A 14,145-nucleotide genomic window follows, 5' to 3' on the forward strand; every position below is an offset into this window, starting at 1 on the left:
CGCCGACGGCAGGCCAGTTGCACGCCGTCGGCCCCCCTCTCCTACGTGTCGCGCCCGTCGTCGTAGGCGGAGCGCGCCCGCAGCACCTGCGGCATGTGGGACTCCGCCCACGCCTTGATCGACCGCATCAGCGGCAGCAGTTCCCGCCCCAGCCCGGTGAGCGCGTAGTCGACCCGGGAGGGGACGCCGCCGGTGACGGTGCGGGTGAGCAGGCCGTCGCGTTCCAGGGCGCGCAGGGTCTGGGTGAGCATCTTCTCGCTCACTCCGGCCAGGCGCCGGCGCAGGTCGCTGTAGCGCTGCGGGCCGTCGGCGAGGGCGTTGACGACCAGGCTCGTCCACTTGTCCCCGATCCGGTCGAGGAGTTGGCGGGCCGGGCACTCGGCGAGGTAGGCGTCGAAGCCGGCCGCCTCGGCGGCGCGGCGCTGGGCGGCGGTCGTGGTGGGAGCCACGGGCTCACTCTCCTTGCCGTGCGGTACGCACCTGCGGGTGCGTCCTTCCCCGTGGAGGGTAGCCGTCCTTAGCGTGGGAGGCGTCGCGAGCTGGACGTTTCCGAGGAGTGTGCGTGGTGCGTGCCGTGGTGGTACGGGAGTTCGGCGGTCCCGAGGTGCTGGAGCCGGTGCGGGTGGCGCTGCCGCGGCCGGGGCCCGGGCAGGTGCGGGTGCGGGTGGCGGCGGCCGGGGTCAACCCGGTGGACGCGGCCACCCGCTCCGGGGCGCTCGCCTCGGCCGGGCTGATGGCGCCCCGGGCGGTGACCGGCATCGGCTGGGAGCTGGCCGGAACGGTCGACGCCACCGGGCCCGGCACGACCGGGTTCGCGCCCGGACAGCGGGTGGCGGGCCTGCGCGACCGCCTGGACGCGGACCTCGGCGCGTACGCCGACTACGCCGTCCTGGACGCGGACGCCCTCGCCCCCGTCCCGGCGGGCGTCCCGTTCGCGGCCGCCGCCACCCTGCCGCTCAACGGCCTCACCGCCCTCCAGGCCCTTGACCTGCTGGACCTGCCCGCGGGCGCCACCGTCCTGGTCACCGGCGCGGCGGGCGCGGTCGGCGGCTTCACCGTCGAGCTCGCGGCCCTGCGCGGCCTGCGGGTGGTGGCCCTGGCGGGCGCCGGCGACGAGGAAGCGGTCCGCGCGCTGGGCGCCGAGTGGTTCGTCCCGCGCACGGCGCCCGACGTGGCGGCGGCCGTACGGGAGCTGGTCCCCGGCGGCGTCGACGGCGCGGTGGACGCCGCCCTGCTGGGCGTACGGGCGCTGGGCGCGGTGCGCGGACGCGGGGCGTTCGTGGTCCTCGCGGCCGGCAGCGCGCCGGTCGGGCTGCGCGGCATCCGCGTCGCCCATGTGTGGATCACCGCCGACGGCCCCGCCCTGGCCGGCCTGGCCGCCCTCGCCGGCGAGGGCCGCCTGACCCTGCGCGTCGCGGACACCCTCCCCCTCGCGCACGCCCGCCGGGCGCACGAACGCCTGGCGGCGGGCGGCCTGCGGGGGCGGCTGGTCCTGCTGCCCGGGGCGTAGGCCGGCCCTTGCCGCCCACACCCCGGGCGGCGCGGCCACCGGTGCTGGCCCGGGCGGGTGAAGGCGGCGACCGGCAGGCTTCGGCCCCCGCGGGAACAGGTACGAGGTTGTGTTGTCCATGCCGCCTGCCGACCGCGAGGTTCCCGTGTCCCCTGCCCGACGGCCGCGACAGCGGCCGCGTCCGCCGCACCTGCTGTCCGCCCTGCTCGCGGTGGTGCTCGGCGCGGGCGCCGCCGCGCTGGCACCGCCGCTGACCCCGGGGACGGCGCCGCGCAGCGGCCACGCCCCGGCGGCGGAGTCCGGCACCGGCACCGGGGCCAGGGCCGGGACCGCCCGCGCGCTGCCGCACACCGCCCAGGCGAAGCCGCGCGGAGCCGGGACGCAACGGCCCATCGGCCCCGACCCGGTCGTCGACCTGCTGGCGCACGGCAACCTCACGATGGCCTCCAACTCGGTGCTGACCTGCGACGACAGCGACGGCACGGTCTGCTCGGACACCGAGGGCTCCAACAACGGCCGCACCAAGTTCGTCAAGACCGACCCGAACGCGCCGGGCCCCAACGCCTCCTCCGCCCAGCTTCTGCTGCCGGCCGGGGCGAACGTCCTGTCGGCCCGCCTGTACTGGCAGTTCAATCCGACCGGGACCAGCACCAACGGCACGTCCGGCGACATCACCAAGGGCAACCAGGTCTCCTGGAAGGTCCCGGGCGCGAGCGGGTACCAGCAGGTGACCGCGGACACCTACGACTGGTTCGACCAGATGGTCGGCGGAACCCCGCCGGAGCCGCTGCTGGCCGGCGGGGCGGTCAAGGACGTGACGGCGCAGGTGCGGGCGGCCGGGCCGGGCAGCTACACCGTCGCCGACATCCAGGCGTGCAGCGGCCGTTCCTCCGCGCAGAACTTCGGCGGCAACAACGTGGGCTGCTGGGGCGGCTGGTCGCTGGTGGTCGCCTACGAGGCGGCCGCCGAGCCGCTGCGCTACCTCCAGGTGTGGGACGGCTACCAGCTGCTGCGCGACCCCGACAACACGACCACGCTCACCCTCGGCGGCATCCGCACCCCCGCCACCACCGCCCCCCGGGCCACCATGGGGATCACCGTGGGCGACGGCGACGCCCCGATCGCCGGGGACAGCCTGGCCGTCGGCTCCACCCCGACCGACCTGACACTGCTGCCGATGCCCGGCCCCACCGGGGTCGGCACGGACAACGCGTTCACCAGCCGCATCGACCACGTCGCCACCGACGGGACCGGCACCAACATCACCACCCGCGACCCCGACCCGGTCAACAACTACGGCTACGACGCCCGGATGATCGACGTCACCGGCAAGATCCCGGCCGGCAGCGAGCAGGCCCTGGTCCGCATCAGCGGCGCCGGCGACGCCCTGGAACCGCAGGCCGCCTGGCTGGCCCTGGACGCCCTCGAACCCGACCTGCGGATCACCAAGGCCAACACCCCGCCCGGCAGCACCGACGACAACCCGCCCGGCCTGGTCGGCCCCGGGGAGAGCGTCACCTACACCTTCACCGTCGCCAACCGCCGCCAGGACGGCAGCTCCACCGACCTCGACACCGCCACCGGCGTCACCGTGACCGACACCATCCCGGCCGGCACCACCTTCGTCCCCGCGTCCAACCCCGCCTGCCAGGCGAGCGGACAGACCGTCACCTGCGCCGTCCCCGACCTGCCCCCGGGCGCCGAGGCGAACGTCGCCTTCCAGGTCACCGTCGACGCGTCGACCGCCGTCGGCACCCACGTCGACGACACCGCCACCCTGCGCTTCCGGGGCAGCCAGACCCAGCGGACCCAGGAACGCACCAGCAACACCGTGCGCAACACCGTGGCCGCGGTGCCCGGCTACACCGTCGTCAAGACCGCCGACCCCACCACCGCCAAGCCCGGCGACACCGTCCGCTACCGGATCCAGGTCACCAACACCAGCCGGACCGACGCCCCCGGCACCACCCTCACCGACGACCTGTCCGGCGTGCTGGCCACCGCCACGTACAACAACGACGCCACCGCGGACCGCGGCCGGGTGCAGTCCACCGGCACCGCCCTGACCTGGACCGGGGACCTGCCCGTCGGGGCCACCGCCACCATCGGCTACTCCGTCACCGTGCGCTCCCCGCTCGCCGCCGACGCGGTCCTGCGCAACACCGTCACCTCCGACACCTACGCCAACAACTGCCGTCCCGGCTCCACCGACGCGCGCTGCCGCGCCGAGGTCCCCGTCACCGTCCCCAGCCCCAGCCCCTCGCCGAGCCCGAGCCCGAGCCCGACGTCCTCGCCCAGCCCGAGCCCCAGCCCGACCACGAGCCCGGCACCCTCGCCCGGGCCGACCACCGGCCCGACCCACGCTCCCCCGCCCGGCCACGGCGGGAAGCTCCCCGAGACCGGCAGCGACGCGGCCCGGCTGCTGCCCCTCGTCGGGCTCGCCGCACTCGCCGCCGTCGCGGCGGGCGTGCTCCTGCTGATCCGGACCCGCCGCACCCGCTGACCGACCCGGCGAGCCGCCCCGCCCCCGCCCTGACGGCGGGACACCACGGCCGCGCCCACGCCCCCGCGTGGGCGCGGCCCCGTGCTACCGGGGCCCGCAGGCACAGGGGCAGCGGGGCGCCGGGGCGCCGGGTGCGTCCCCGCCGGGGCGGCCGGTAGCCTGCACCACCATGACGCTCCGCCGGTGGACCCTGTCGCTGCTGTTCCTGCTGTGCGGCTCGGCCCTCGCCGCCGGGCCGCTCCTCCTGGGCCGCCCGGGAACGGGCGCGGGACTGCTGCTCGCGTTCGCCGTCCTCGCCGCCCTCCACTCGCCGCTGCCCTTCCCCGCACCCCTCGACGCCCACGAGGCGCAGCGCCGCAGCGCCGCCGACGGGCGGCCGGTGGTGTTCTGGCGGCCGGGCTGCAAGTACTGCCTGCGGCTGCGGTTTCGGCTGGGGCGCGACGCCGCCCGGGTGCACTGGGTCGACATCTGGCGCGATCCGCGGGCCGCGGCCGTGGTGCGGGCGGCGAACGGGGGCGACGAGACCGTGCCGACGGTGGTGGTGGCCGGCCGGGCGCACACCAACCCTTCGGTCGAGTGGGTGCGCGGGCAGCTCTCCCGGGCCGAGTGAGCGCGGAGCGGGCCGCGGCGTCCTCGCGGCCGTGACGGGCGGGCGGCGGGGGCCGGTTCGCGAAACCGCTGGCACGGCGGGTGCCGGGCGGCGAGACTGCGGGGATGGACACTCCCGTTCCGGACCTGCGGGTGCGCACCGTCGTGCCCGACTACGCGGGCATGCACGCCCTGGTCGCCGACCTGGTGCTGCCCGAGGGCGCGCCGATGGCCGTGATGAGCGTGCTGGAGACCTCCCGCGAGCTGATCCGGCACTCCTACTACCGCTACGAGTTCGCCACCGCCGCCGTGACGCACGCCCTGTCGGCCGCGGAGCAGGTCCTCGCCGGGCGGCTGGCCGCCACCGAGGACACCCCGCTGCGGGAACTGCTCGGGCGGGCCGCCGCCACGGGGCTCCTCCCGGCCTTCCTCGCGGGCGAGTTGGAGCGCGCCCTGGTGCTGCGCGAGCGGCTCGCGCGGGGCGCCGCGACCAGTGCCGCCGTCAATCCGCTGCGGGCCGTGGACCTGCTGCGCGCCGTGTTCGAGACCGTCGCCCTGGTCCTGGGGCCGCCGCCGGCGCGGCCCGGTCCGGCCGGGCCCCGGGAGCGGCTGGCCCTGCTGTGGGAGGAGCACCGAGAGGCGCCGTTCCCGGCGAGCTTTCGCGGGGTGGACGTGGACGGCGCTGACCTGATCGTGCTGGACGCCGACGTCGCCGGCCTCGTGCAACGGGAGCTGGACGGCGGCCTCGACGGGAGCGGCGTGGCCGCGCTGTGGGGGTGCATCGCCGGCCTGGAGACGGTCGTGCCGCGGCTCGGCGAGGAGTACTGCGCCGCCTACTTCGCCCGGCTGCGCACGATCGCCGACCTGGTGGCGGCCCGTCACCTGCCCGGCGCGACGTGAGCCGCCCGCCGGGCGCCCCGCCGGGCGGGCGGCGTACGGTACGCAGCCCGGTGGGGTGCCCGGCGGGGCCGGGGGTCAGGACGGGCGGGTCTGCGCCCAGTCGTAGAGGCGGTGGGCGCTGTCGCCCAGGCGGGTGGCGTAGAGCGTGGGGGCCGGGCCGCCCGCGAGGTCGTCGGCGGTGGTGGTGACGCCCACGACGGTGCCGGTGCCGGTGCGGGTGTCGAAGCGGGCGAGGTGGGGGCCGCCGCTCGCCCCGTGGGACATGTCGCAGCCCTCGCCCCACAGCAGGGGGGCCTTGGGGCCGGGCGCGGCCGGTCCGGCGCAGTGGATCATGCGTGATCCGGCGTACTTCGCGTCCGGGTTGTTGAGCCGGTCCTTCGGGTAGCCGAAGGTGTGGACGAACTCGTCCTGGACGGGCTTGGTGAACGCGATCCGCTGGCTCCCGGTGACGTCCGCGATCCGCCGCCCCTCGGGCGAGGGGTTCGCCACCAGGACGCCCGTGTCGAAGCCGGCGACGGCCACGGCGTCGGAGGTGGTCGTGCCCTCGGGGGCGTCCCAGCGCGAGGAGGTGGCCATGCTCCTGATGCTGAAGCCGCCGAGCGGCTTGGTGCCGTTGCGGTAGCCGGGCACGAAGTAGAGGTTGTGGTGCCAGGTCGCGTCGGTGGCGGGAGCCCCGACGCCCCGCAGGCAGTGCGCCGCCGTGACGAGGGTGCTGCGGTTCGCGCCGTCGACGACGGTCGCGGTGCAGCTGCCGTCGTAGCCGTCGTCGAAGGTGAAGAAGAGCCGGCCCACGCTCCTGGTCACGGCCCCGCCGTGCGTCCAGGTCGCCCCGGGGTCGGGCGTGTTCGGGGGCAGCGGCCGCGGGTCGTCGGGCGTGGCGTCGTCCTCGGGCACGGGGGTGATCTCGGGGACCATGGCGCCGGCCAGCTTCATCCGGTCGGGGGTCCAGTAGGTGTCGATCCGGGCCTGCTCCTGGCGGGTGGTGGCGCCGGCGTGGGTGGTGACGGCGTCCTGTCCGGCGGCCAGGGCCGTGCCCGGCAGCAGCACGGCGGTGGCGGCCGCGCTCAGCAGCAGGGCTGCGGCGGCGGCGGGCTTACGGAGGGACGGGCGGCGGGTGGCTGACATCGTTTCCGTTCTCGGGTCGGGTACGGGAGTTGCGGGTACGGGCGTTGCGGGCGCGGGAGTTGCGGGTGTTGCGGGCGCGGTCCGCTGCGGCGGCGTCCGGTGTGGCGGGCGCGGCCGCTGCGGCGGCGTCCGGTGTCGCGGGGCGTCCGGCGGTTCAGGCGCGCTCGGCGGCCCGGTACAGCGGCTTGGTGATCGCGGAGGTGAACTGCGGGCCGACCAGGTGCCGGGTGCAGCCGGGGGTGCCGCGCTCGCAGGCCCGGCCGGCGGGGTCGAGGTAGGCGCCCTGGGTGTCGTCGCCCACCACGGTGCCGGTCCCGGTGGACGGGTCGAGGTCGGCGATGCGCGGGCCGCCGCTGGAGCCGCCGCCCATCACGCAGGGCGCGCCCCACTGGCCCCGGGGCTCCGGGTGCTCCGCGGTGCCGGGGTTCTCCCGGGTGCGGCCCGCGCACTGGGCGAGCCTGGCCCCGGTGTACTCGGGCAGGCCCGCGCGGGCGGGGTCGCCCGAGGACTCGCGCGGGTAGCCGAACTGGTGGACCGGTGTGCCGCCCGGCCGGTCGAAGCCGATGCGCTGGGCGCCGACGACGTCCTGGACGCGCCTGCCCGCGGCGTCGGTGTTCAGGACCAGGAACGCCTGGTCGTACGCGTCGTACTTCAGCCCGTTCTGCTCGTCGTTGAGGAGCCAGGTCGCGTCGGCGACCCCGGCACGGGCGACGAACCTGCCGTACGGCGCGAGACCGTCGCGGTAGCCCGGGACGAACATCTCGTTGGCCAGCCACTCGTTGTTGTCGCCCAGCAGGTCGGGGCTGTTGACGCAGTGCGCGGCGGTGACGACGGTGCTGCGGTTGGCGCTGTCCACGACGGTCGCGGTGCAGCTCTCGTCCTCGCCGTGGTTGGTGAAGAAGAGCCTGCCCACCGTCCTGGCGAGGGCGTCGCCGCCGGTCCACGGGGCGCCGTCGGGGGCGCTCTTGGGCGGGTTGGCGGAGGACGGCGTGGTCAGGGCGGCGATCCGCTCGGGGGTCCAGTAGTCCAGGACGGCCTGCTGCTGCGCGGCGGTGACCGCTTCCGGGTGGACGACCGCCTGACGGGCGGCGGCCGGGGCGCCCGGGGCCTCTGCGGCGCCCGCGGGAGCGGCCGGGGCCAGGGCCAGACCCGCCGTCAACACGGCTGCGGCCAGGGCGGACCGGGCCCGCGCCCGGGTACGTGCTCGGGTGTGGCCGGCGGTGCGGCGCTGTGTACGTGGCATGTACGGCACCGTAGGAGCCGGACATCAGGTTCCCGTCTGGACCTTGTCTCGGCCGTCCGTCGGAAACGTCAGGGTTGTGTAAAACCGGTAGGAAGCGTCTCGTCCCCGTATCGGCGGCGGCCGCGGGCGGCTGCCCCGGGCTGCCTCAGGCCCCGTCCTCGGCGGGGGCGGGGACGGCGGCGGGGGCGGGCTTGGTGTGGAGGATCTCGCGGGCCTGTTCGGCGGCGCGGATCATGCTCTCGCCGATGAAGTCGAGGAAGCGGGCGACGTTCTCCAGGCGGTGGGCGGCGGGGCTGCCGGCGCCGAGGAGGGCGGCGCCCTGGCGGGCGGTGGCGACGAGCTGCTCGTTGGCGCGGGCGCTGGCGACGGTGGCCTGGAAGAAGAGCTCGTCGTCGACGATGTAGCGGTCGCGGCGGCGGTCGTCGCGTTCGCGGCGCACCAGGCTCTGGCTCTCCAGGAAGGCGATGGCCTTGGAGATGGAGGCCGGGCTGACCTGGAGGCGGCGGGCGAGTTCGGCGGCGGTGAGGCTGCCCGCGTCGGTGGTGAACAGGCAGGTCAGCACCCGGGCGGCCATCCGGGACAGGCCCGAGCCCATGAGGACGGTGGTGAGCGTCTCCTCGTAGTCGGCCACGGCCTCGCTGTCGCGGCCGCCGGGCCCGGGCGCGGCGGGCCCGTGGGGGGAGGCGGCGGGGCGGCGGCGGGCGCGGCGCTCGGTGGCGCGGTGGGCCAGGTCGGCGCGGTAGGCGGTGGGGCCGCCGTTGCGCATCACCTCGCGGGTGACGGTGGAGGTGGGGCGTTCCAGGCGCCGGGCGATCTCGGCGTAGGCGAGGCCGTCGGCGAGCCCCAGCGCGATCTGCTGGCGCTCCTGCTGGCTGAGCCTGCCTCCCGGCATCGCGGTCTCCTCGGTGGTCCCTGTCGGCGTGCGGGCGGCCCGTGGCCGCCCCTGGCGCCCCACCCTAGCGCCCGCGTCCCGGCCATTGCAATGAACAGGTCTCATGGCGTTGCGCGGCAGCCGGCACCGCCGCGACGGCTCCCCCATGCCACCTGTGCATCAAGCGGCCTGACGCAGCGGTCGCGCTTCCGTTCCACGGAAAGCAACGTAGCGTTTCCACTGTCGGAAACACGGGGGCGGGCGGTGGGGCGGGCCGGTCCTCTGGTATCACTGTCGGACCGCAACCGATACCGCACGAACGAACCCGCGCGAACGAACCCGCGCGAACGAACGGAGCCCCGCCGGTGGACGACCCCCTCGGCCCCCACGGCCCCCTCCGCTACCGAGACTATTCGCGGTGCATCGGGCTTCAGCCCGGTGGTGAAGCGAATCCTTGGCCCGTAGGCGCGGAGCGCCGGAGTGCGCTCCGTGCGGGTTCCAGGCCGGGTGGTTCTGCTGCTCGATGTACTGGCGGAGCACGCTGATCGGTGCTCCGCCGACCGACCCCGCGAAGTACGAGCCGGACCACGGCTTCTGTGCGCGCCAGTAGTGGCGGGCCAGTTCGGGATACTCTCCCCCAGCCTCCGGCCGGGAGGTGCCCCCGGGCGCATCCGGCGTGAGCTGACGCCTTTGAGGCTGTTGACCGGCTTGGACAGGGCGACCTTCGGGGGGAAGTTCACCGGAAGGTGGACGTGGTTGTTCTCGCCGTTGAACTCCACGATCTCGCATTCGAAGTCTTCGGCGACCGCCCGCATGATCTCCTCCATCCGTCGAAGACGGGCGTCGCTGAACACCTTGTGCCGGAATTTCGTCACGAAACCAAGTGCGCGTGAAGCACGAATGCGCAGTGCCTGCCTGTACGGATCTCCTGATGCTCAGCCATAAACCAACGGTAGTACTGTGTCGATCGTGCAGCTTCGGTACAGCTTCCGCCTGTACCCGACGGCCAGTCAGCGTTCTTCTCTGGCCAAGGCGTTCGGGTGCGCCCGCGCTGTCTTCAACGATGCCCTTCGGGATCGTGAGGACGCGCGAGCCGCGGGGCTGCCGTTCCCGAAGGCCGCCGAACTGTCCAAGCGGCTGACGGAGGCGAAGAAGACCCCGGAACGCGCCTGGTTGGGCGAGGTGTCCGCCGTGGTGCTGCAACAGTCCCTGCGGGATCTGGAGACCGCGTACGGAAACTTCTTCGCCTCCCTCAAGGGCACCCGCAAGGGTCCGAAGATCAAACCGCCCCGGTTCAAGTCCCGCAAGGACAACCGGCAGGCGGTGCGGTTCACCGCGAACGCCCGGTGGTCGATCACACCGGGCGGCAAGCTGGACCTGCCGAAGATCGGCCCCGTGCCGGTCCGCTGGTCCCGTACGCTGCCGTCCACCCCGTCCACCGTGACCGTGGTCAAGGACGCCGCCGGAAGGTACTTCGCGAGCTTCGTCGTGGAGACCGGCCCCGACTTGCTGCCTGAGACAGACCGGGCGGTGGGTGTCGACCTGGGGCTGACGCACTTCGCGGTCCTGTCCGACGGCCGGAAGATCGACTCACCGAAGTTCCTGCGCCGTGCCGAGAAGAAACTCAAGCGCGCGCAGCAGGCCCTGTCCCGCAAGGCCGAGGGCAGCAGCAACCGCGACAAGCAGCGGGTCAAGGTCGCACGGGCACATGCCCGCGTGGCCGACGCCCGGCGCGAGTTCCACCACCGGCTCTCGACTTCCCTCGTGCGCGAGAACCAAGCGCTCGCGGTCGAGACACTGTCGGTCAGGGGACTCGCGCGCACGCGCCTCGCCAAGTCGGTGTACGACGCCGGATGGTCCGCGTTCCTGGACATGCTGGAGTACAAGGCCGGCCGGGCGGGGCGCGAGTTCATCCGCATCGGACGGTTCGAGCCGACCTCTCAGGTCTGCTCGCACTGCGGGATCAAGGACGGCCCCAAGCCCCTGCACGTCCGTGAGTGGACATGCGGGGACTGCGGGACCGTCCACGACAGGGACGTGAACGCCGCCCGGAACATAGCCAAGGCCGCAGGACTTGCGGTCTCAGCCTGTGGAGCGCAGACAAGACCGGGACTCGTCCCGGCACCGCGCGGTGAAGCAGGAACCCACCCGGACGCCGCGTGTTCCACGCGCGGCGTGGAGGGAATCACCGGCCTTCAGGCCGGTTGAGGATGTCAATGGGACCCGCTGCCCACCGCCCGCCGGCTGGTCGCCGAACAGCCGCGGCTGGACCAGTTCCAGGGCCGGTGGGCCGAGCGCAACTGGCGCAACGTCCCCGGCCCGTTCTACGGCGCCGACACCGACAGCATGCAGATGGGTCGCCACGACGCGCCCTTCCACCTCGCCTACGACGACGACCACGGGCCCCTGAGCGGGTGCGAGTTCGTCTACCGCCAGCCCGTCACCCCCGAGCAGACCCGCGACCTGCTGGAGGGCTGCTTCTTCGGCCACGGCGGCTTCGCGATGGACGGCGACGAGCACTGGACCGCCGAGCTGGTGCGCGACTGGTGGCGCGAGCGCGGACGGCTGCGCGCCTGGGCCACCGAGACCTCCGGCCGGTGGGCGCGCCAGGGCGGCACCTACCGCGCGCACTCGGCCCGCTGTCGGCACAGGCCTGACCCGAGGATCTTCGCCGGCTGTTCCTCGGATGTGAAAACGCCGGACAACGCGGCTCCAAAGGGGAATCCTGGTACTCACGTCAAAGTGTCATGCAAGATCGCGCAAGCGATGTGACAGGAGGGGTGGTCATGGCACTACGGTTCGTCGGTATCGACCCGGACGCAGGCAAGGAGGGCTCTCCCACCGTGTGGCTGGACGAGGACAACCGAGAGATCGTGTTCCACTCTGCCTGACCACGTCTCATCGGATGGCCGGATCATGTCCCTGTCTCCTTCATCCAGCGCCCAGAAGGCCCGAGAGGCCATCGCCAAGAGGCTTGGAGACCTCCGGCAGGACGCGGGACTCAAGGGGCGCGATCTGGCCGTCCGGACCGGCTGGAGCGAGTCCAAGGTGTCGCGCATCGCGAACGCCAGGACTCCGCCTTCGGACTCCGACATCCGGGCCTGGTGCGCGGCCTGCGGTGCAGAGGACCAGGCCGCCGACCTGGTCGCCGCCAATCGTCAAGCCGACCGGATGTACACGGAGTGGAAGCAGCTCCACCGCGATGGCATGAAGCGCGTCCAGGAGGAAGTCATCGCCCTCTTCGAGCAGACGCGCCAGTTCCGCGTGTACTGCTCGAACGTGATGCCCGGGATGGTCCAGCAACGCGGGTACGCCCGCGACCTGATGACCGCCATCACGGAGTTTCAGGGCACACCCGACGACGTGAGCGACGCCGTGAAATCCCGGCTCGCGCGCGGCCGGTACCTGCACGAGGGAAACCGGACGTTCGCGCTGGTGCTTGAGGAGACCGTGCTGCGGTACCCCTTCGGCGATCGGGACGAGATGCGGGACCAACTCGGTTATCTGATGGACGTGATGGCTCTCCCTCGGGTGAGCCTCGGGGTCATCCCCTTCGGCACGAAACGCGCGATGTGGCCGCTCGAAGCCTTCTACATGTTCGATGACCGGCTGGTGGAGGCCGAGCTGCTCTCGGCGGCCATCGCCATCTCGACGCCGGGCGAGATCGCGACGTACGCCAAAGCGTTCGGAATCCTGGCGGGCATGGCCGTGTACGGCCGTGCCGCAAGGGCCCTGATCCGAGAGGCAGTAGACGCGCTCGGGTGAATCCGTGCAAGACGGTGCAAGGTTGTGGCACCGACCGAGACTGCCTCCCTACCGTCTGTCCCGTAGCCACTTGAACCGAGTGGAGGGAGACGGCGGATGAGCACTCCGACGCCCGGGCCCGACAGGCCGCCGGGCCCCGGCCCGATGCCCTCGGATGGGGCCACCCGCCCCGCACCCGAACTGCGCGCGCGACCCCCGATGCACACCAACTGACCCGCACCATCGACGGAGAGGAGAACCCACCCATGGGCAAGCACGGAGACGGCAAGGGCGGTTCGAGCGGGGACAAGGGCCAGAGCCCGAAGGAGTCGGACGGCCAGTGGAACAAGCCGGTCCCCCCGGCCCCGGGCAAGTGAGCCGCTGCAACTGATGGACAACTAAGCACAGTTGCTCGCACAGCTGACCGAAGCCGGCGACCTGGGCGAGGAGTGGCGGGGCGCGTTCGAGCGCGCCCCGCGCTCCGCCTTCATCCCTGACGAGGTGTGGGCCCCGGACGAGGACAGCCCCAACGGCTTCCGACGGCTCCGCAAGGCCGACGAGCGAAACCGTTGGGAGATGCTGGCCAACGCCAACGGAGTCGTCGTCACACAGCTTGACGACGGCATTCCGGACGGGCCCGGGGTACCCACGTCCTCGGCCTCCCTGCCCGCCCTGGTCGCGGGCATGCTCGGCCACCTGCACGTGGCCGAGGGGCACACGGTCATGGACGTGGGCACGGGGACAGGGTGGACGGCCGCCCTGCTCTCCGCCCGGCTCGGCGAGTCCGACGTGACGACGATCGAGGTAGACCCCGCCGTCGGCCACGCCGCCCGGAAGAGCCTGTCGGCAGCGGGGTTCGAGCCCGTGAGCGTCATCGGTGACGGCCTCGCCGGTTGGCCGCTGTCCGCCCCGTTCGACCGCATCCACTCGACGGCCGCTGTCCAGCGGGTACCGCGCGCGTGGATCGAGCAGACCCGCCCCGGCGGGGTGATCGTGACCCCGTGGGGTACGCCGTACGCCAACGCGGGCCTGCTGCGGCTGGAGGTCGGCGAGGCGGGCGGGCCGTCGCACGGCCGGTTCGTGGAGAACGTCAGCTTCATGTGGGTCCGCGCTCAGCGCCCACAGGAGGCGGCCCGCCCCGAGACGGCCCCGGACTCCAGGGGCGCGTCACGCATGGACCCGGAGCTCGCCAACGAGACCGTGCACGCCGCGTTCGCCATCGGCCTGCTGACGCCGGGAGCGCGCTACATGCACACGTGGGACGAGCAGGACCCCGCGCCGACCTACCGAATGCAACTGACCGACGGCCGGGGCTCCTGGGCCTCCGTCCGGTACAAGGAGTGGGACGACGAAGGCGCGGTGCACCAGGCCGGTCCACGTCGGCTCTGGGACGAGATCACGCGGGCCCGCCTGTGGTGGCTGGAGGAGGGCAAGCCCGAGCTGACCCGCTTCGGGGTCACCGTGACCGCAGACGGCGAGCAGGCCGTCTGGCTGGACAGCCCGGACAACCCGATCAGGTAGCGGGCCCGGGTACTGCCGGTGCAAGCCGCCGCCGGGCCGGCCGTCCTCGCGGGGTCAGTCGTCCTCGCGGGCGGCCGGGGCCCATTGGGGGGTGCGCTCGCCCGGCGCGGCGGCGGGGGGCGGCGGCACGCGCGGGGGGC

General features: G+C 73.9%; 12 protein-coding genes and 1 pseudogene. 8 read left to right on the plus strand and 5 right to left on the minus strand.

Translation table 11 applies throughout. The annotated features are described in order from the left end of the window. Positions 1-41 precede the first annotated feature (41 nt). Positions 42-449 (minus strand): winged helix-turn-helix transcriptional regulator, encoded by a 408-nt coding sequence (locus ACFQ6N_RS35020; protein WP_380657912.1) that lies wholly within the window; start codon positions 447-449, stop codon positions 42-44. 116 nt (positions 450-565) lie between these two features. Here ACFQ6N_RS35020 and ACFQ6N_RS35025 point away from each other — a divergent pair, with 116 nt between their 5' ends. The 4 genes from ACFQ6N_RS35025 to ACFQ6N_RS35040 all read left to right on the plus strand — a co-directional run bounded on the left by ACFQ6N_RS35025 (position 566) and on the right by ACFQ6N_RS35040 (position 5,501). Next, positions 566-1,510, plus strand: a complete 945-nt coding sequence (locus ACFQ6N_RS35025; protein WP_380657930.1) for an NADP-dependent oxidoreductase — start codon at positions 566-568, stop codon at positions 1,508-1,510. A gap of 145 nt (positions 1,511-1,655) precedes the next feature. Next, complete coding sequence (locus ACFQ6N_RS35030; protein WP_380657913.1) at positions 1,656-4,013, plus strand: LPXTG cell wall anchor domain-containing protein; 2,358 nt, start codon at positions 1,656-1,658, stop codon at positions 4,011-4,013. A 169-nt stretch (positions 4,014-4,182) separates the two neighbouring features. Continuing rightward, positions 4,183-4,623 carry a glutaredoxin domain-containing protein gene (locus tag ACFQ6N_RS35035; protein ID WP_380657915.1) on the plus strand — a complete coding sequence of 147 codons (441 nt, stop codon included), beginning with the start codon at positions 4,183-4,185 and terminating at the stop codon, positions 4,621-4,623. A 104-nt stretch (positions 4,624-4,727) separates the two neighbouring features. Next, positions 4,728-5,501, plus strand: coding sequence for a hypothetical protein (locus tag ACFQ6N_RS35040; protein WP_380657916.1), 774 nt, complete (start codon positions 4,728-4,730; stop codon positions 5,499-5,501). Between the two features lie 75 nt (positions 5,502-5,576). Here ACFQ6N_RS35040 and ACFQ6N_RS35045 read toward each other — a convergent pair whose 3' ends face one another. The 4 genes and pseudogenes from ACFQ6N_RS35045 to tnpA form a co-directional block, all read right to left on the minus strand. Beyond that, a complete protein-coding gene (locus ACFQ6N_RS35045; RefSeq protein WP_380657917.1) occupies positions 5,577-6,626 on the minus strand; it encodes a trypsin-like serine peptidase in 1,050 nt (349 codons plus the stop codon). Between the two features lie 154 nt (positions 6,627-6,780). Next, complete coding sequence (locus ACFQ6N_RS35050; protein ID WP_380657919.1) at positions 6,781-7,869, minus strand: trypsin-like serine peptidase; 1,089 nt, start codon at positions 7,867-7,869, stop codon at positions 6,781-6,783. 145 nt (positions 7,870-8,014) lie between these two features. Then, a complete protein-coding gene (locus ACFQ6N_RS35055; RefSeq protein WP_380657921.1) occupies positions 8,015-8,761 on the minus strand; it encodes a helix-turn-helix domain-containing protein in 747 nt (248 codons plus the stop codon). Positions 8,762-9,244: 483 nt separating this feature from the next. Beyond that, positions 9,245-9,683, minus strand: a pseudogene (tnpA, locus tag ACFQ6N_RS35060) (IS200/IS605 family transposase); the annotation flags it as partial. A 26-nt stretch (positions 9,684-9,709) separates the two neighbouring features. On the opposite strand from tnpA, the gene ACFQ6N_RS35065 reads away from it, so the two are divergent. From ACFQ6N_RS35065 to ACFQ6N_RS35080, 4 genes are all read left to right on the plus strand, one after another. Next, entirely contained in the window at positions 9,710-10,948 is a 1,239-nt protein-coding gene (locus ACFQ6N_RS35065) for an RNA-guided endonuclease InsQ/TnpB family protein (RefSeq protein WP_380657932.1), read from the plus strand. Between the two features lie 138 nt (positions 10,949-11,086). After that, positions 11,087-11,512 carry a hypothetical protein gene (locus ACFQ6N_RS35070; protein WP_380657922.1) on the plus strand — a complete coding sequence of 142 codons (426 nt, stop codon included), beginning with the start codon at positions 11,087-11,089 and terminating at the stop codon, positions 11,510-11,512. Positions 11,513-11,656: 144 nt separating this feature from the next. Then, positions 11,657-12,505, plus strand: coding sequence for a helix-turn-helix domain-containing protein (locus ACFQ6N_RS35075; RefSeq protein WP_380657924.1), 849 nt, complete (start codon positions 11,657-11,659; stop codon positions 12,503-12,505). Between the two features lie 387 nt (positions 12,506-12,892). Then, the gene (locus tag ACFQ6N_RS35080; RefSeq protein WP_380657926.1) at positions 12,893-14,005 is read left to right on the plus strand and encodes a methyltransferase domain-containing protein; all 1,113 of its coding nucleotides are present in this window, start codon (positions 12,893-12,895) and stop codon (positions 14,003-14,005) included. The last annotated feature ends 140 nt before the right edge of the window (positions 14,006-14,145 follow it).

Origin of the sequence: Kitasatospora sp. NPDC056446 (assembly GCF_042796115.1) — a bacterium.
GTDB lineage: Bacteria > Actinomycetota > Actinomycetes > Streptomycetales > Streptomycetaceae > Kitasatospora.